Source organism: Sphingobacterium puteale, from assembly GCF_003627955.1.
Lineage (GTDB): Bacteria > Bacteroidota > Bacteroidia > Sphingobacteriales > Sphingobacteriaceae > Sphingobacterium > Sphingobacterium puteale.
On the sequence record NZ_RBWS01000005.1, the window covers coordinates 352,472 to 371,094 of the forward strand.

Below are 18,623 nucleotides of genomic sequence, written 5' to 3' on the forward strand. Positions count from 1 at the left end.
CTTAAATTGGCTAAGAGCACAATAATGTGCCCTTAGCGCTTTTTTTACCAATTAGGCAAGCATAATCTCGCCTAGGTAGCTGCTTCTGCTGATTTTGGTCCTGGTGCGGTCAGACATAAAATACCAGACATGTACCACATCTCCGAGCAGGTGCTCGGGCACCCCGAAGGTAACCCCGGCAGACGACCTTGTGGGCACCGTTGGTGAGGTCATAAACTCATCCTTCGCCGGATGGTAACAGATTACATAGACCAGGTCGTCGTCTTTGGTTTCGTAGACGACATTATTCTCTGGCGACCAGGACACCGTGATCTCATCGGCATCGAATGCGGCGACCACCGTTCCGCCAGCACCATAGTTTCCATCGGCCAGCCTGACTTTGCTATAATCCAGACTCAGATCCGGATAAACACCCTGGATTGCCTGATCCTGATTGAACTGAAAAGCATAATTGATCGGCGTGAGACGGTCTGCCCGCTTCTGGCCAAAACCGATCTTCAGAAAATTGTTGATCGGCAGCAGAAAGCGCATCAGCGTCTTGAAGCGTGCCTGCACGATCAGCTGTGCCTCCGTATGCGGTTTATTGCTCTTTTTATAGAGTCCTTTGATGTAATTGATACTCTTCCAACTAGCACCTATTACTGAGCCGGCTTTACCTCGAAAAGCTCCATTTGCTCCATTAACTATTGTTCCCATTTTTAAAAAATTTAAAGGATTAAAAAATAAATCGCCAAGATTTTTATACCGGTATTTTTGCTTGACAGAACAAACATAAAACATTAATAAACAGAAAAATAACACATAAAATAGATTGTCCGACGCTTGTCCGAAGCCAACCTATATCTTGTCCGGCGGCCGCCATATAGCGGCAGATTTTTGGGGCTACAAAAGCTAAAAAGAGCCGCCTTCTTAGCGAGGTTAATTGCAAAAAAACCATACGAGAGCGCGCCGTTGCAGGGTAATATTGAAAGCGTAGAGCAACAAATAAAACCAGAACAAAACAGCAAAACAAACACTACAAATGCAAAAAGAAGCAGACATTAGGGAATCGTGATGGCCCTTAACCACAGCTTATACAGACTTCTGACTAGACTGCTTATAACCAAATTACGATATTGAGCGGGCCACGACCGGGAAATCACCTACCGATGGCCTATCTGGATAGGCTTACAGTAGGTCAACGATAGGTGCCGACCGGACGTACCGGCGACCATAGCCTATAGTCGGGGCAAAGAAAGGCCATAAATGCTGCGAAGCGAAAGCCTGTGGCCAACACTTCACAGCAGCCAAACTATCCGCCATTGAGGTGACGTTTGAGGCGGAGTACATCGTCGAGCTTAAAGTACTTTTTTCCGCCTTTATCACGCCGATGTACCTGGATCAGGCCCAGGTTCTGATACCGCAGCAGCGTACGGTCCGATACGCCGACCGTGTCCTTGACAAAATCGGTATCGCGCAGTTCGACATCAACATCTTCGGGGGGAAGGCTGTCCTGTACCGCTTTTTTCAATTTTTGTATTTCATTAAAGAGTAGATGCAGGGCCCGGAGCAGATGCGCATCTGTCTTTCGGCCCGGATTGTTAAAGCACTGTTTTCTCATATTTTTAAAATGGTTTATAAGGTTGCATCGGGTTAGCCTCCGATGGTATTGGAGTTAATATAGCTAAAGAAGTCCGGGTACAGTTTTTTGTCGCCTACCGGGATTTTCGTTTTCGTCCTTTCGGTCATCAGTATCCCGTCCGCCCCGTAACTGTAGAAAAAACTGGTATTAATAATAAAGCTCTTGTGGCATTGTTTAAACCAATTTACAGGCAACTTTTCCTGAACCTCTTTCATGGGGCTATTGCAGACTAAAGTCCTATCGCCGATCAGATGAAATTTAACCTGGCCATTTGTACTTTCCACGTAGACAACTTCCCTGAGCCTCACTTCAGTGCGCTTATAGCGCACGGGCCCCTTGATCATAAAGTAATACGAATAATGTTCGAGCGAATCCCTGCCCGTATTGGGGAGCAGCTTTCCGAGTGCTTCGTCTACGCGACGCAGAGCGGCATAAAATCTACTCCGGGACACCTCTTTGAGCAGCACATCAACGACGTGGATGTCATAGCCCAGATCCTCATATTGCCGATGTGCCGTATAGAGGATCGTTTTTAAATCTGAGCTGGGCAATGTCCTTAGAAAATCAAAGGCATCCGTCTTTCCCAGCTCCACATCGAGGATCATAAAATCCACTTTATTGGCCCGCAGAAAGATTTTTGCTTCCTGTGGATCCGTAAATGTTCTGACAATATCCACATAACTAATCTCACTCACCATCTCGGTCAGATGATCAATACATGCCTGTTGGTCATCGATGATGATGCCACTCCATATTTTTCCCATGTTCATTTGTTTGTTTTTTTGATTCCTATTTCTAGTTTTTGAAAATTTCTACGCGAAGGGTCAATTCATAGCTCTGTTCATCCTGCATTTCCGACATGGTAAAATCTTCCGCAAACAGATACTCCATGCGCTTACGCACATTCCGCAGGCCCACACCATGGCTCGGCATAGTCTGCCGCCCCGGGCGCTTTCTATTTTTGACATGGATCATATAGCCGCGGTGTCCGACCACAATATCGATACTGGCCGGATGCTCCCTATCCCAGATATCGGCATGCTTAAACAGGTTGCCGGCGAGCGTCTGTAAGGTCGTGGGGGCAATTCCGAAGCGCAGCAGATTGCCTGAGCAGCGCAATATAAAAAGGATCCATTTCGACCTGCTCCTGGATGGACAGATACCGCTCCAGCGCCGCAATTTCATCAGACAATAAGATTTTGCTTGCTCCCGCCACATCCTGTGCTTCCATATAGAATAAGATCAGCTGATAGATTTCACCTATCTGACTCGCCAGCTCAGGATCGTTTGGAGTAATCTTTTTTTTCAAATGGTTAAAGATATTGGCCATCATATGCGGATGTACCTGAGCAGATAGAGTCGTATATTGCGAATCTTTCATATTGGATTCGGCCTCGAGCTGCTTTTCGACGGCTGCGAGTTTTTGATCAGCTTCCCGGAGCTTTTCCACATAGTAATAATAGCCTATGGCCATTATCGTATAATTGCTATTCATGACAATGAAAGTCTGAATAAAGCGCGTCCAACGAAAAGAACTGCTGCTCACCGTATAGGTATTGTTGATCATCTGTAGTCCCAGGCTGCCGTACAGTACATAATAAACCAGTATACCTGAAAGAACATAGAAGCAAGACAATAAGACCACGACCACCAGTGTACGGCCCTTTCTAAAAAAATAGTGCAATATGAGGTACACGGCATAAAATATCAGGGCACAATAGGATACCGTAATCGCGGCCACGCCCAAGGATAGTTTTCCGTTACCCAGCACATTAACCGCAAAAAAATAAAAGAGATAACATAACCAAAAACAGACATGCCGCTGCTCTTCGGAATTTAGTTTAAGATGCATAAAATTAAATTGATAATTACAACCGGCTACACTAAAATTAATTAATACTCAATGTTCAAACAAACACATCGCCCTATATATCAAAATTATTACATTATAATACATAGCTCAGGTAGGTGTATTTGTCCAGCAATAACTGTTGTCCCTGATTTTTAAATAGGACCATACGCTGCTCTGTGGTCCATCGGCTTTCGTGCGAACCGGGAGCCATGGTCTTGTGCAGGTAAAGCCAGGCTTCCCAACCCTCCGGGTGCTGCAGCAGCGCATCTTCAAAATCCTGATAGATGGACTTGATATAATAATTGACAAAAAACTTTCGGTCTCCGTACCACTTCGTATCGCAGTAGTCCAATGTACAGATGGTCAATCCATTCTGCTCGTCAGGCATTTCGACAATCAGTGTATGGATGCCTTTTTGCAGCAGCCAGGCCATATCCACGATCCCCTGCCGTACCCGGATGCTTCCATTGAGAAAAGGAATTTCAGTTAGTTTGTTAGCATCGGCCGTTACTGAAGCCCCCGTACCCCCATCAAGATAGCAGAGCACGTGATAACCCTGGTCCATGTGCCGGCGCAGCTTAAAAAAAAGGTGTGGATCTTCGGCTTCCAAAAACAGTACCTGCTCCCTAAAGCTTGCGCCCAGGTGAGCCGAATAGTAGGCTTCCTGTTGCGCCCTGACATCTTTTGAAACCGGTATACAAAGCCGATATCCCCGACGGACAAGAAAAATTGGAACGGCACGATAATGGCCAAAATGAAAAGTCAGTATAAAAGCAGGGCGATCAGGAGGAGCTAACCAAAAAGTCTTATCCCGAAAAAGAAACGTATCCATATCCGCCTGCGCCTGTAAGGCAGCAAAACTGCAAACATGATGATACAGCTTCTGTTGTGTCGCCAGTGCCCTGACATCCAGGAGATGCTGTACATTTGCCGAAAAGAACACGAAATTCCGCCAGGTCACTTCCGAATAAACCGGCAGATCAGTTGTCTGAGTAAATTGCATACATATATGTTAAGGTCAATATTGAGAACATACTGCGCCAAACCTTGTGGCGCAGCATGTTCATTATTAAAATCGGTTATTAAGGGAAAACGATATTACATTTCCCGATATCCTCTTGCTCATCAACACCCAGCATAAGGTCTTTGATGGTAAGCGGCTTTGGATCATAAAGTCCAAACTGCGCTAATACTGTTGTAATTTTCACGCTATTTCTCGTTCAAAAAATAAAACCATCGGCTGTTCTCGCAACAGCTTTACGGCTTCAGGCACTGAAGACTGCGGATCGATCGGCGGTAAAAATTCAACTATTATCTGATTTTAGAAAGGACAGCAGGGTCATCTGCGGTTTGCTGTCCACACTCTCCTTTTTGCCAAGCAAATCGGTGTCAAATCGAATTTGGAAGTAGGCAAAAGCCTTTATAGGGGTAGTTTCGTTATTGGATTTTAAAGATTGTAGATTTACCACAGACCATATCTTACTGACAATAAACCAGATAAACTAAAAACAACACATTATGACGGATAAGCGCAGCCACAGAGCTGGACTAAAACTCTTGTTTGATTTTTGGGGAAAATATCATACAATAGAAAACTTTCATTATCAGTGGGTCAAGGACAACCTCAGCGTCAGGACTGTCAAACGTGGCGAACAGCTCAACGCAACTGACCATCGTTCGGAGATGACTTATTTTGTAGCTACCGGGCTCTTGGCCCGGATTGAGGAAAATCCCGATACAGGCAAACGCAAGATTATGAGCCTCGCCATTCCCAACATGGCCCTGATGACGACCAATCACCTCTATACGCACAATTTGCATCCGGGCAATATAGTAGCACTCCGCTCGGGAATCATTATTGCAATCCCGCACCTCATCCTCCGGCAGTTTCAGGAAAATGAGAAATCTATTGACACATTGATTGATGTATTGAGCAACAAAAAGAAAAGACAACTTGCACTATTGAGGCGTGCAACTTTAGGCCACTCCCCTTTTGAGCGCTACCTGCACTTTGCCAGGCTACTGCCCGAAATTAAGGCCGCCACCACCCAGATAGAGCAGGCCGATCTACTCGGTATTTCGCGGCATGCCGTACAGGCGTCGCAATATTTTCTTTTAACGGGGAAATTTCCCGAAAAATAGCACCCATGGGACAGGCAAAAAACGGACTAAGTTTATATTCAACTTTGTATTAGCGCCAGCGAAGAGTGCTAGCATTGATAAACATTTTATAAACTAAATTTTAAGCTTATGCTTACAAAAACAAACAGCTGGCTACGTGCCGGCGCATTAACAGTATTAGGATTGGGACTCGCTTATGGAGCCCAAAGTTTCACGGAAAAGGAAGAGGTAAAACCTACTTCAACAACCAAAGTGACCACAACAGTTTGGCGCTTTATAGGTACGAATTCCAGTGAGATACTCCAAGCGAGCAAATGGGAACAAGGGCCTTCTGGAGACCCAAGCTGCCAGAACGATCCATTGCAGCCATTACCTTGCCAGTACACGGTGACTGACCAGACTATTGCAGATTCGGATGAACTGATGGAGTATTTTGAAGCGACTTACCCATCAAACACCGCTGATGAAGTCCGTGACCATGCGGATTCACAAAAACCTGAGACGCTGTAGTACGAAATCTGGATTTCAAGCACAAAGAATAGGCCCTTTATCCCAAGGGCCTATTTTTCTATCTGGGATTTTGAACAATATCAGACAATTCTATGATATCGTTAGGTATTGGCAGCGCATAACGAAGATCGTTTGGTTGTAAAATAAACTCCTTTCCCTCAACTTTTCTTTTCAATACAATATTTGCTCCGTCCCGATTTAACCGTTTTAGATCGTACCAGCGAATCCCCCTAAAAATCAAACTCTTTCGTCTTTCCAACAAGATACGTGTAAGTAATTCGTCACTGTTCATATCATGGATTTCTCGATATGTTGTTTTACCATTTTCTTTTTTAAAACGCGTTACCAAAAGCGCGTTTAAATCTTTCATTGCAATATCAGTTTTCTGTAACCGAACGGCTGCTTCCGCTCGGATCAGGTAAAGTTCATCAGCAGCAATTCCCATGAATAATGATGTAGTCCCAGTATATAGGCCCCTGAAACCATAGGTTCCATCTGCATTTTTTATAAAAAAAAGATCAAGCCGAAGATCATTCGGTTCATAACTTGCAATTAGATCATCAACAATCTGAGCTCTAACAGTATTTAAGATTTGAGGATAGCCCGCCAAGCAGTGATAAATAACCTCTTTATTAAATTGCGGGATGGGATAGGGTTTTGTTGCATCCAATGTGGAGTAATCCAACAATTGATTATTTAAGACCAGTGCGGCATCAGCATATTTAAAAGCATTTTCATAATCTGCCATATACAAATACACTTTGGCTAATAGCGCATCTGCTATGCATCGATTAGGTTCTACAGGACTGCTTGTTTGCTCGACCAAAAGCTGTGCCGCCAATGTAGCATCCGCAATAATCTGTTTGTAGGTATCTTCCAACGATGCTCTAGAGGACCGTTTATTGAAATCAGTATCCAGACGGATTGGCATTCCAAGTGTATTGGAGGCATTCTTTGGGTCATAGACCATACACCATACCAAACTCGCGTGGAATAGTTTTTCCGCGCGAACAAATAGCGCTCTGCCTTTGATCTGATCATATTGCGCAGCGTTCAGGTTGTTGCGTTCAATTTTTGCTAATCCCTCCAAAGCCGTGTTACAATTGTAAATCGTAGTATAGTAGCGTGCCCAGTCGGAAGCTATCGTTCCTTCCTGAAACAAATTGTACGGATCCCATTGATACATCCTGCGGTGAAAATCAGACGAGAGCGAAGCAAGGTTGGCGTCAGTGACAACAAATTCTCCCGCCCCCACTTCCAGTGCGTCACTTTGTGTAATCTGAAAAGGATAATTGTCAATTATTGCCTGAAGATCATCCAAGCTTTCAGGAACAGCAAGCATTTGATCCGGTTTGACATCAAGGTACTTTTCACAAGAAAGCAACAGAAAACAGGCTGTAAAAAGTAGCGATAACTTACTCAACGCTTTGATGATATATCTTTTCATAACGAACATTTGATATTAAATGAATAAATTTTTGAGGGTGAAAAACCCGTGCTCGAAGATTTACTGAAATCAGGATCGATACCCGCTTTGTTTTTCCGATAGATCAATCCCAAATTATTGACATTGAGCGAAAGCAGCACATCCTTGAATAAGCTCTTAGGAGCACCCTTAATCCGGTAAGCAAGGTTCAAATACTCAAACCGCACCTGATCCCCCCTTTCAACAAACGGCTCCGCATAAGGGTAGAAATTTTCAGCACCAGACAATACCGGATAAAACATCGCAGGGATATCTGTTTTCTGCTCATCACCGGGTTGCTGCCAGCGCTTATTAAAATCACCGTGGCCATTCCAAGTTGAAAACAGCGAACTATAACGTATGGTCTCCCTGCGGAAATAATAGTCAAACTTAAACGTCCAGCGCATGGTGAGCGCCCAGTCCCGCCACGCTATGGTATTGCCTAAAGATCCAAAGATTTTGGGTAATATGCTCCCATGAAATACCAGGTCATCCACTGTAGCATTGGTCCCTGTAAATTTGCGGTATTCCCGAGAAGGCTGACCATCCAAAAGCCCTAGCGCAGCACCATCTTTTGGATCAAGTCCCATCCATTTGTACGAATACATGGAATAGACCGGAGCCCCCTCTTTGCCGGAAATCAGATTAATACCGCTGATGAATAGGGTTGCGGCTCTAGTCTCCATATGGTACTTAGTTACCTTATCACTATTGAAACTCAGGTTAACATCCGAAGTCCAACGCAACTGCCCTGTGGTATTCACCGAATTCATATTTAAATCCAAGCCCTTGCTCTCCATCGCAGCTACATTTTTCATCACAAAGGGTCCAATACCGCTGGTATAATCCACAGGTGCTATTCCATAGAGATTGCTTCCTTTTTTTAAGTAGCCCTCCAGTGAACCGGATATCCGTTTGTTTTTCAAAGCGAAATCAAGTCCGATATTGACAGTCGACACGCTCTCCCATTTCAGCTCGGGGTTGACGTAATTGTCAAACCTCGCATATGGAGTCTGCGTGTAAGGATTCGGCCCTGCATACTTAATGGTGGTAAGCGCAACCATGGCTGGATTGAGATTTCCTGTCTTCCCATAAGTTGACCGCAATTTCAGATAGGAAATCAGATCTTTATTCCAGAACTTCTCGTTTGACACCGTCCAGCCCAGACCTGCCGACCAAAATGGATTCCACTTGTCTTTGACGTTGAGTCCAAACAAGTTGGATGCATCACGACGCGCACTGAAAGTGGCGGTATATTTTTCGTCAAACAAATAAGAAGCATTTAAGTATGTCGAAATAAACCGATTCTCTTTCTGGCTGATCGAGAGACCATCCATTACGTAGTTTTTAGCTCCAGTAACATAGTGGACATAAGGAACCGTGAGGTCAAACAGCGCATACGATAAATTGTCTTCGTTATAACCGTACAACCTATTGCCACTGCCTTTGGAACTAACATTTCTCAACTCCGATCCCAAGAGCGCGTATACTTTATGCTGCCCTGTTGCCCAATTAAAATCCAACTGTCCACGTACATTGTGGCTTCGGAGCATACTGTTTGACTGATCAAACAGTCCCCCCTTAGGGATTTTAAAATCGGCTCTTCCTGTAGCTGTATTCAGCGCAGCATAAGAATTAACCATATTCCGCGCCTCATAACTTTCGATATCACTGAGCTTTTCCGTCCTGCCCGATTCCGCCTGATATTGGTATCTCAGCGAGAGTCCAAACCATTTTGGCAATTTATAAGTCAAGGCGGTAGACAAGATCGTATTTTGCATCTGTTGCTTTTGCACACTGTGCTTATAGTCTTCCAGCGGGTAATAACGCCAGTCCAATAATCCTTTATCTGCTTGCTGCTGTAGATACGTCCCGCGCCAATCTTTGACCAGCGGTAAGGCATTACCGTTGGCATCAGCGAGTTCAGCATAAGGAAACAGTCCGCCATTGTATGCTGTCACACTGCCAAAGCCCGGTCTACCAGACCGCATGTTCTGAAAAGAAATATTCATCCCACCTTCGAGTGTGAGCGCTTTCGAAAGCAGCAGCTTGGCATTCATCAGCACATTGTTCCGTCTGACCCGATTATCCAGATTATCGATCTGCAAACCATTTCCTACAGAGGCATTCCATATCAGCTTATCTGTACCTTGCGATAGTCCCACTGTTGTCTGCTGCTGGAGCCCTACACGATAGAGGTATTTTTCGAAGTCATTTCTTACATCGACATTTCTAAGACGGTTGATTTCCTGTTCGATGCCTGCGATTTCATTTTGATCCTGACTTGCTTTTTTACGGATCAGCAACTCGACAATCGGCGAAAGCACCGGATGTTGCGCCGAATTGATGGAAGCATCAAAATACCCTTTATCAAAAAGCATGGTTTCCACATCAATCATATCCGACGAAGAAATACGATCCAGCGAAAAGAGATCCGGTTTTTGCTGCACGGTTGTCAACAGGTTGAGATCTATTTTCAGCTTTTGATCGGTCGTCCCCTTTTTGGTCGTGATGACAATAACCCCATTTCCTGCCCTAGCGCCCCAGATTGAAGCAGCAGCGGCATCCCGTAGTATGGTTATATTTTGAATATCGTCCGGATTGATACTATTCAAGTCACCTTCAAAAGGAAAATTATCCAACACAATCAAGGGTTGGGTTTCCCCTTTGATGGTACTCATGCCCCGCACGAGGAACTGTTCCTTTCCGCTCTTTGCATTACGATCCACCACCAGCCCAGATGCCACCGCTGGCAGGCGATCCATAATATTAAAATTGATCTGTTCATTGATCCGATCTTTTCCGACAAAAGAAAAGGAACCCGTGGCCCTTTCCTTAGGAATCGCACTATAACCCGTTGATACCACCACTTCATCAATACCGATTGCCGCCGAAACCATTTCTACCCGATGTCCTGCACCAAGCGTCAGCACCGTATCAATCGCCCGAAATCCGATTGAAGATATCTGTAATGAAACGCTATTAGCGCGATTGTTTACATTGATCTCAAACTTTCCCTTGGTATCCGTCGTCGTCCCACCTTTTCCGTTTCGCAACTTAAGCGCAGCACCAGCAATTGCCTTACCAGAGCCACGTTCAATGATGATTCCACTCACCTTCTTCTCTTGGGCTTGTATAAACAAGGGGAATATAACTATTGCCAACAGCAATAGTCCATAAATTTTTATAGATCTCATGATTATTCCCCTTTCGCTTTTTGAACAACAAATACATTTACGTCGCGGACTGCATTTTCAAGCTTCATACCCGATTTAGCCAATTGCGCATTGAGCTTGTCAAGATCATTGGTCACCCTGATATTGAGGTCGATCTTTCCTTTATATCCAGTTTCGTTTACAATGTATTTTCCAGCTAGTCGCTGGTCGCTGAGGATTCCCAGTGCATAGGCTATTGGCGCATTATTGAGTTGGATTTTTTTCTCCCAGTCAATCGAACGATTCAGTTTTCCATTAGCGGCAATTGACTGAGGAATTTGACCGATGCGTTTCATCACAAGACATCGCCGTGTTTCTTTCTGCATGCCAGCATTGTAACCCGAAGCCGCATTCAGTAATTCTACCATACCTTTATTCATGCTGAGCGGGTCTCTTGTAGGGACGATCAGATCTAAGGTATAAGGCCTATTCAGCTCAATTGAATCATCCGTTTTGATTTGAAAATTCTCCCTAAAGAACGGTTCGCCAATGGCCGAAAATAACTTAGGTGCGAGATCTCTATAAATGGTTATCAGCGGCAAATTGACAAAACTAGTACTGAAATACCCTTCCTGCAAATTTCTCGAGAATTTAGCCACTGGAAGATAATCCTGATAACCTTTCAATACCAATTGATAGCACTGTAATACATTTTTGTCAGCTTGAATACCTGGTAGAACAGGAAGGTTTTTATCGAAAACTGGCTTAGCTTTGAGGTCCAATGATTGCCCCGCAAAAAAGCTATTCAGATTGGTTTGACTAAGCGGCTCTTGTGAAGTTTGGTGTCTGACGATTCCCTCCGCATCTATCCATATTATCTGCGGCACAGAAGCATGCGGAAAAAACTTCTTCAATATCTTGTCCTCGATGATAGTTGGTAAATGTAGGCCTTGCTTTATCCAAGTATTAAGAGCGGTTGCTTTCCTGTCTGAAGTGACTGCAATAAAATTGCCTTTTTCCGTCAACTTGTCAATAAAGGCGTTAGTTTCCTTTAGTGAGCTAATACATGGCGAACACCAACTCGCCCAAAAATCGAATATGATAGGGCTACCTTTTAGATGTTCCAGTGTTTTGATTAGTGTATCACCATTGCTATAAAACTTATATTTATAGGTCCAAAACGATTCTGGCACCTTCTGACCAATAGTCAGCATTTCGATTTCTTTTAGCCCATCTGCCCCGCTATCCCTGCGGGGCGTCTGAGCCGATAAACTAAACATAGAAACTAAATACAAAAGGGTAAGCAGCACCCGACCAGTACTCTTACAGTATGATCTGTCAGAGTATCTGGCAAGTGCTTGGCAGATGTAGGTATTTTTATATATCTTGACTGGTGTCAATAATTTTAACGTATTCATAATTTAATGGTTAGTGATTTTGAGAAAGCTGATAAAAAAAGTCGTAGATTTCTTTACTACTTTCGAGTTCACATGCGATGAACCTGTTACTTTTCGGAAAAGAGATTTCAATTCCCGACAGATTGATCCGTTGATAATGGACGATAAAGTAGGCCATTAGCATCCTGAACAAAGCAATAGTAAACTGCTGTACATCAGTTGTACTGATCGCAGGATTTACCTTTCGCTCCCTATCGAGATAAATCGTCAGGAGCTCGACAATATGATTGCGACAGCTGTCCATGTCGTAACAGCTCCAGAACTCTTTAATACATGCTACGGGATCATACTCCAAATGATGGATCTCGTACATCGCCATGTCTATAGCGACTAATTTTTGAAAAAGCTCTCTCATTTTTTTGGCTTTTGAGGGTGTGTGACGGTTTAGGCCCTTGGAAAAAAGGACAAAAAAACACCTTATTGGGTCAAAAGGCCCAATATCACACTGTTAAAAAATTTAATTAACTAAACCTCAGAATGCCGTTTTACTCTTTATTACTCGGTTATATATATGGTTCGTCACGGGCATCCATACTTAGAAAGAACCGACCCTTTTGTTGTATTACAACAATATATTGGATAGAAATTTGTCCTCAACGAAAAATTTGACTAAATTTAAGCTGCGAAACAATTATTTAGTACAAGCCATCTTCATTGCCTTTTTTCTCTATTTATATATTGATGTAAGGGTCGGTGGCAGACACGCAAAGGGGAATTTGGCTATTCTTATGAATAGACGGTACCGAGCCATTTTTATTGGCTCCTCTCTTTTTGCGCACTGTGTATTATAATTGTGTCTAATCAGGCGCCCTGATTAAGTTTTTGAAATGCTGCTTGACGGAATACCGAATGAATTGAGACGGGACTCGGTACCACTGGAATAAAGTTTTATTTAACATCGTTATCATAATTTATCTGGATATGATGAACGTCGTTATCTGATGAGTACCGTTTACTTGTTTAGGTTAGCTAAGCAAGGAGCGGTTTCACACTTTGAACCCAGGGGAGCTAACCCTTGTCACCTCTACATCTGCAAGAGATTTCGAAATGACATCGCCAAAGCTACACGTGAAACCGCTCGCATGCCGCATATATCAAAAGTATTAAAACTTTCTGAACACACAAAAGCATGGAGCGATCTACACGGGTTCTCTCGGCGAATTTTTAGCTCTGTTCGGGTACGAGAAAACGTCGTTCATCAAGGTTATTTACCTCGAATATTAAATCGTCCATACAAATATAACAATAAATATTAAGTGTGGCAATAAAACCACAAAATATATTTTATGAAAAAGAATAAACATTCGAAAATATACAAGGCTATTGGCAAGAATCTTAAGAGAAGAAGACTAGAATTGGATTTAACGCAAGAAAAACTAGCAGATAAGATACCCAAAATGGATAGGTCAAAAATTAGCGATATGGAGAATGGAAAGGAAGATTTTGTATTTTCTAAATTATTAGATCTTTGTGACGCTTTGGATTTAACTGTACTTGATGCCTTGAAAGAAGAGGAAGATCAAAAAGGATAAATTGTGAATCATAGAATAGATAACTATATCAAAGAGAGAGTACAAAAATTGGGTTGGGAAGATAAAAATTTGGTTGAAAAATCAGCCTTGTCTAAAGGTCAAATTAGTAAACTTAAAAATGGTCATGTGGAGCGTTTAACCGCTGAAGTATTTTACAAAATATATAAAGCTTTCGATGATTCCTGTTCCAAAGCGACCAAAGTCGTTTACCCCGATTTGAACCTCAAGCTAGATAAATATGTACCGAAAGCGCGTAACGAATTTGGAAAGTTCATGAGTCAATTTGAGACAGTCAAAAATTCTCCTGAGGAAATAGCAACGAAAACCAGACTTGACGAAAATAGATTGAAAGATTTATATTTCCGGAAGGCGGCGCTTGAAGCATATGAATTTCTTTTAATAGAAAAGGCTGTAGGTAAAAAACAGGGAGAATTATTTGATGAGTTTTTTGGGAAGTAAGACATACCTCTTAATGGATGAAGTTAACAAACGCAAAATTAATCGCTAAAGTCAAGGCACCTTTAAAAAAATTAGGATATATATTTTTTAAAGAACCCATTTCTAGTGCGCAGGGATTTTTTTCAAAGAAGCTAGATAATGGTTTCTACTTGACGCTAGGTTTAACCATTTCCAGATATATCGAGAGCAATTTTACTGGAACTTTTTATTATTCCAAAACAACCCGATGGGCAGCTGTTTGGGATGACATCCCGGAAGAAAGTTATATACGACCAGGCTCCTTAATGTCAACAGAGGAACGAAAACTTTATTTTGACACGGACAATGAACAATTACGCGATTATTGGTGGGATGCTTTTGAGGATTCGTCAGTCGCTTCTTTTATTATGTAAAATAAAATATCTCAATTACGACTAAAGATTCTAGTTCAAACTTAATGAAATTATTAATTTAAAAGAGCCAAAGACCATTTTATGTTTATATCAAAGTTAGGAATTCAAAATTTCCGAAATTTCAAAAATGTCAGTTTAAATTTCCAAAAGGGTGTCAATACAATAATTGGCGAAAATGGATCAGGAAAAACCAATATTCTATATGCATTAAGATTATTAATTGATGAAAATCTCCCAAGAAATATCAGATTTTATGAAACAGATTTTAATAGATCTTTAAAACAATGGCAGGGGCATTGGATAATAATTCAAATTGAATTCTCTGAGTTGGATGTAAGTGAGGAGGCACAAGCCATTGCTATGCATAAAGTTGGTGCGATGGATGAATATGATTTTACAAAAGGAAGTTATTCTTTGATCTTTCGTCCGAGAGAAAATAAAAGAAGAGAATTATATGAATGTGCTTTAAGATTGGGAACCAAAGAAGATTTAAATGCAATCCTTACATCTATTACATTGAATGACTATGAACTAACATATCGAGGTCGAGGAAATACTGATTTATCTCTTGAGGAAAATTATCTTAAATATGTGGGTGATTTTGAAAATATAATATTTCCTAATCCTGATGATGAATTAGAAGATATTTTTGGAGTCCGATTATATGGATTTTCGATTCCAAATGAGCTTTCATGCACTTTTATAAAAGCTTTAAGGGATGTTGAAGCAGATCTTCGCTCTTATAAAGATAATCCTTTATTGAGTCTATTAAGAGGTAAAGAAAAAAGTATTGATGTTATCCAAAAAGATAGTATCATAAAGAAAGTAATCGATTTAAACGATGAGATTACGAAATTAGACGAAATTAAAGACATCTCAAACGGCATTTCTAATAGCATTAAGCAAACAGTTGGAGATACTTATGCCCCCAATATTGAAATTAAGTCTGAGGTTCCAGCGGAAATGGAACGCTTATTACAATCTTTAAAACTATGGGTAGGCGAATCAGACGAACCCGATCACAAAGGACGTGTAAGCGAATTAAGCCTAGGAGGAGCAAACCTTATCTATCTATCTCTGAAATTACTAGAATATGAAAAGGTAAAAGTCTTGAACAAAATTGCGAATTTCCTGTTAATAGAAGAACCAGAAGCTCATATACATACACATATACAAAAAACACTCTTTGATAAACTTCATAGTCATAATACGCAAGTAATCATTTCTACACATTCAACACATATTTCATCAGTAAGTAAAATTAGCTCAGTTAATATATTAAGCCGATCAAATAATAAAGCCCTAGTATTTACCCCTTCTAATGGACTAGAGCATTCTCAAATCGTAGCACTTGAAAGATATTTAGATGCAGTTAGAACCAATCTTTTATTTGCTAAGGGGATAATCTTAGTCGAAGGGGATGCTGAACAAATATTGATACCAGTTCTTTTTAAAAAAGTATTTGGCATTTCTCTTGATGAAATTGGAGTAAGCCTAATAAATATAGGAAGTACAGGATTTCAAAACATTGCTAGCTTGTTTCATGATAAACGTGTTAGAAAAAACTGCGCAATCATAACTGATCTTGACACCTCAATTCTAGAACTTCCTGAAAATCCAAATGATGACAATAAAGAAGAAGAAAATTGTAGAAACTCCCAAATATCTGGGCTTCAAAGACAAAAGTTACTTGAAGAATTTTGTAGGGGAAACAACTGGGTAAAAACTTTTTACGGCAATTATACTTTTGAAGTTGAGTTTGTTAGTGCTGGCAATCGATATGAAGTGATGAAATTAGTAAACGACCAATATCAACGAGAGCCCGATAGAGATAGAATAATCGAACTAATAGAGAACGAGGCAGTTAGTGTCTATGGTAAAGAAGTTTTAAGACTAGCTAATCATTTTAAGAAAGGATGGTTTGCATTGATGTTGGAAGAACATATAGATCATTTAACTTATATCCCTTTATATATCTTGAGGGCAATTACATTTGCAAGTCCCCATATTAACAATCAGACCTTGTATAATATAGCGAGAAATAGGCTAGAGAGACTTAAACGGAAAACGATTGCGTCCGATAAAAATAATTACGACATTATTCTCCATCAATTTGAATCCTTTCCAAGTATAAAAGAAGCAATAGATTTTTATTCGACGCAACTTCCGAATGATCAATTGAGCCTATTTATAAAAACACTAAAATTGTAAAGATATGTTAGATGGTTTAAATCCACTTCAGAGAGAGGCTGTTTTAGCACCTGGTCATATATTATTAACTGCGTGTCCGGGTAGTGGCAAAACTAGAGTATTAGCTCATAAAGTTGCATATGAACTAGAGAAAGTCAAGGAGAGTAAAAAAATAATAGTTGCACTTACCTTTACTAATAGAGCTGCAGAGGAAATAAAAAAAAGGCTACTAAAAATGGATGTAAGTCCAAAGAATTTATGGGCAGGAACAATTCATTCTTTTTGTCTGGAATGGATACTCCGACCATATGCAGGTTATATAAATGAAATAAAAAACGGATTTGTAATTGCTGATGAATACAAATCCGAAGAATTGATTTCTACATTAAAGGAAACGCATGGTTTTAACAATTGGACGAGATTAACTACGAGAAGAAACTGCGATGGTTCGTTCGCTGAGCCAAATATACTATTACATGATATATTGACTGAATATCATAAAACCCTAACTGATCAGAAGTTAATTGACTTCGATTTAATTCTGTACTATTCGTACAAAGTTTTAATTGACTATCCCAAAATTGGAAAGACTTTAAATAATATGTTTCATTTAATAGCAGTAGATGAATACCAAGATACACAGGAATTACAATATGCTATTCTATCAAAAATAATAAAGGTCCCCAATAACAAAACTTTGGTGTTCATGGTCGGTGACAAAGACCAAGCTATTTATGGTTCTTTAGGAGGTGTCGCAAAATCGGTGCAAGAAATAAGTAACCAGTTTGGTCATATTGCAATCTCCGAATATGAATTGTCAGGAAATTACCGAAGCTCACAAAGGGTAATAGAATACTATAGACATTATCAAAGTTCCGATATTATTATAGAATCGTTATGTGAACATGCTCATGAGCGAGGATTGATTACATTCAACAAAAATATTGATAAAGATAACTTAGGTAAATATATCGCTGATATCATTCAACAGAATCTTGACAATGGTGTACCCGAAAGTGAGATTTGTGTTTTAGCTCCTCAATGGTGGTTAGTTATACCAATGGGACGAAAATTAAAAGGATTATTACCAAAAGTAAATTTTGATGCTATTGGTTTGTCTCCATTAGCAAAAAATAAAGAAAATATTTGGTTTAAAGTAGCTCGATTATTCCTCGTTGATCCTTCACCTAAAATGTACTTTGTGCGAGGACGATGGGTTGTGGAGCTAATAAATGAACTAGAAAGTTTAGGCGTTATCTTCCTACAAGACAATAACAAAAAACCAAAAGCCTTATTAAAAATTATTAATTCGATTTCATCAGATAAAGATGATGGATTATTATATCTTGAAGATTGCTTCAATACGTTTTTAGTCCACTTAAACATAGAAATCGAAAATCATCCGACTTTAGAACTTCATTGGCAATACTTCTTTGAAAGCTCTAAGAAACGACTCGAAAATCCAGAATTTGATTATGCCAAGGATATTTTGAGTTTTAAACGTTTATTTAGTCATTCTTCCGGAGTGGTAGTAAATACTTGCCATGGGATCAAAGGAGAAGAATTTCATACCGTGATTGCATTTGGACTATTAGATGGTTATATCCCTCATGCTTCTGACCTAGACCCAATAGATGCTTCGAGAAAACTTCTATATGTAATCTGCTCACGTTCAAAGAAGCACTTACACCTAATTTCTGAAAAAAGAATAAGATATCGTCAACAAATGGTCGTTTCAACTAATTTAAGAGATCTAAATTATTTCTATGATTAGTACGTTCATAAATGTATCCGTATACTTGTCGCTTTAAATACAGAGATATGGCCAACAAACTTGATCCGATGAGCTTAAAACAAATACAGTTTTGA

General features: G+C 40.6%; 17 protein-coding genes. 7 read left to right on the plus strand and 10 right to left on the minus strand.

What is annotated here, in order from left to right:
* Nucleotides 1-51: 51 nt before the first annotated feature.
* The 6 genes from D7322_RS06980 to D7322_RS07005 all read right to left on the minus strand — a co-directional run bounded on the left by D7322_RS06980 (nucleotide 52) and on the right by D7322_RS07005 (nucleotide 4,476).
* Nucleotides 52-696 carry a DUF6266 family protein gene (locus D7322_RS06980; protein ID WP_147430310.1) on the minus strand — a complete coding sequence of 215 codons (645 nt, stop codon included), beginning with the start codon at nucleotides 694-696 and terminating at the stop codon, nucleotides 52-54.
* Between the two features lie 595 nt (nucleotides 697-1,291).
* Nucleotides 1,292-1,600 (minus strand): helix-turn-helix domain-containing protein, encoded by a 309-nt coding sequence (locus tag D7322_RS06985; RefSeq protein ID WP_121122616.1) that lies wholly within the window; start codon nucleotides 1,598-1,600, stop codon nucleotides 1,292-1,294.
* A 32-nt stretch (nucleotides 1,601-1,632) separates the two neighbouring features.
* Nucleotides 1,633-2,385, minus strand: coding sequence for a LytR/AlgR family response regulator transcription factor (locus tag D7322_RS06990; protein ID WP_183078628.1), 753 nt, complete (start codon nucleotides 2,383-2,385; stop codon nucleotides 1,633-1,635).
* 31 nt (nucleotides 2,386-2,416) lie between these two features.
* Nucleotides 2,417-2,740 carry a LytS family sensor histidine kinase gene (locus tag D7322_RS28295; RefSeq protein ID WP_147430311.1) on the minus strand — a complete coding sequence of 108 codons (324 nt, stop codon included), beginning with the start codon at nucleotides 2,738-2,740 and terminating at the stop codon, nucleotides 2,417-2,419.
* A complete protein-coding gene (locus D7322_RS07000) occupies nucleotides 2,664-3,473 on the minus strand; it encodes a sensor histidine kinase (RefSeq protein WP_121122622.1) in 810 nt (269 codons plus the stop codon). The genes D7322_RS28295 and D7322_RS07000 overlap by 77 nt, the downstream gene beginning before the upstream one ends.
* Before the next feature lie 94 nt (nucleotides 3,474-3,567).
* Nucleotides 3,568-4,476 carry a hypothetical protein gene (locus D7322_RS07005; protein WP_121122624.1) on the minus strand — a complete coding sequence of 303 codons (909 nt, stop codon included), beginning with the start codon at nucleotides 4,474-4,476 and terminating at the stop codon, nucleotides 3,568-3,570.
* Nucleotides 4,477-4,991: 515 nt separating this feature from the next.
* Between D7322_RS07005 and D7322_RS07010 the strand changes: the two genes are divergently transcribed.
* Both D7322_RS07010 and D7322_RS07015 read left to right on the plus strand, forming a co-directional pair.
* A complete protein-coding gene (locus D7322_RS07010) occupies nucleotides 4,992-5,615 on the plus strand; it encodes a cyclic nucleotide-binding domain-containing protein (RefSeq protein ID WP_121122626.1) in 624 nt (207 codons plus the stop codon).
* Between the two features lie 108 nt (nucleotides 5,616-5,723).
* Nucleotides 5,724-6,104 (plus strand): hypothetical protein, encoded by a 381-nt coding sequence (locus tag D7322_RS07015; RefSeq protein WP_121122628.1) that lies wholly within the window; start codon nucleotides 5,724-5,726, stop codon nucleotides 6,102-6,104.
* A gap of 58 nt (nucleotides 6,105-6,162) precedes the next feature.
* Here D7322_RS07015 and D7322_RS07020 read toward each other — a convergent pair whose 3' ends face one another.
* Genes D7322_RS07020 through D7322_RS07035 form a run of 4 tightly spaced genes read right to left on the minus strand, consistent with a single transcriptional unit; the run spans nucleotide 6,163 to nucleotide 12,536 of the window.
* Nucleotides 6,163-7,551 (minus strand): RagB/SusD family nutrient uptake outer membrane protein, encoded by a 1,389-nt coding sequence (locus tag D7322_RS07020; protein ID WP_183078629.1) that lies wholly within the window; start codon nucleotides 7,549-7,551, stop codon nucleotides 6,163-6,165.
* On the minus strand, nucleotides 7,548-10,766 hold the full coding sequence (locus D7322_RS07025) for a SusC/RagA family TonB-linked outer membrane protein (RefSeq protein ID WP_121122632.1): 3,219 nt from the start codon (nucleotides 10,764-10,766) through the stop codon (nucleotides 7,548-7,550). The genes D7322_RS07020 and D7322_RS07025 overlap by 4 nt, the downstream gene beginning before the upstream one ends.
* Before the next feature lie 2 nt (nucleotides 10,767-10,768).
* Nucleotides 10,769-12,142, minus strand: coding sequence for a TlpA family protein disulfide reductase (locus tag D7322_RS07030; protein WP_121122635.1), 1,374 nt, complete (start codon nucleotides 12,140-12,142; stop codon nucleotides 10,769-10,771).
* 10 nt (nucleotides 12,143-12,152) lie between these two features.
* Nucleotides 12,153-12,536, minus strand: a complete 384-nt coding sequence (locus D7322_RS07035) for a hypothetical protein (RefSeq protein ID WP_147430312.1) — start codon at nucleotides 12,534-12,536, stop codon at nucleotides 12,153-12,155.
* Nucleotides 12,537-13,467: 931 nt separating this feature from the next.
* On the opposite strand from D7322_RS07035, the gene D7322_RS07040 reads away from it, so the two are divergent.
* The 5 genes from D7322_RS07040 to D7322_RS07060 all read left to right on the plus strand — a co-directional run bounded on the left by D7322_RS07040 (nucleotide 13,468) and on the right by D7322_RS07060 (nucleotide 18,528).
* Nucleotides 13,468-13,713: a helix-turn-helix domain-containing protein gene (locus tag D7322_RS07040; protein ID WP_121122639.1), complete on the plus strand. Its 246-nt coding sequence runs from the start codon at nucleotides 13,468-13,470 to the stop codon at nucleotides 13,711-13,713.
* Nucleotides 13,714-13,716: 3 nt separating this feature from the next.
* A complete protein-coding gene (locus D7322_RS07045; RefSeq protein ID WP_121122641.1) occupies nucleotides 13,717-14,172 on the plus strand; it encodes a helix-turn-helix domain-containing protein in 456 nt (151 codons plus the stop codon).
* Nucleotides 14,173-14,189: 17 nt separating this feature from the next.
* A complete protein-coding gene (locus tag D7322_RS07050) occupies nucleotides 14,190-14,564 on the plus strand; it encodes a hypothetical protein (protein ID WP_121122643.1) in 375 nt (124 codons plus the stop codon).
* A gap of 81 nt (nucleotides 14,565-14,645) precedes the next feature.
* Nucleotides 14,646-16,775, plus strand: a complete 2,130-nt coding sequence (locus tag D7322_RS07055) for an ATP-dependent nuclease (protein ID WP_121122645.1) — start codon at nucleotides 14,646-14,648, stop codon at nucleotides 16,773-16,775.
* Nucleotides 16,776-16,779: 4 nt separating this feature from the next.
* Nucleotides 16,780-18,528 carry a UvrD-helicase domain-containing protein gene (locus D7322_RS07060; RefSeq protein WP_121122647.1) on the plus strand — a complete coding sequence of 583 codons (1,749 nt, stop codon included), beginning with the start codon at nucleotides 16,780-16,782 and terminating at the stop codon, nucleotides 18,526-18,528.
* Nucleotides 18,529-18,623: the final 95 nt, after the last annotated feature.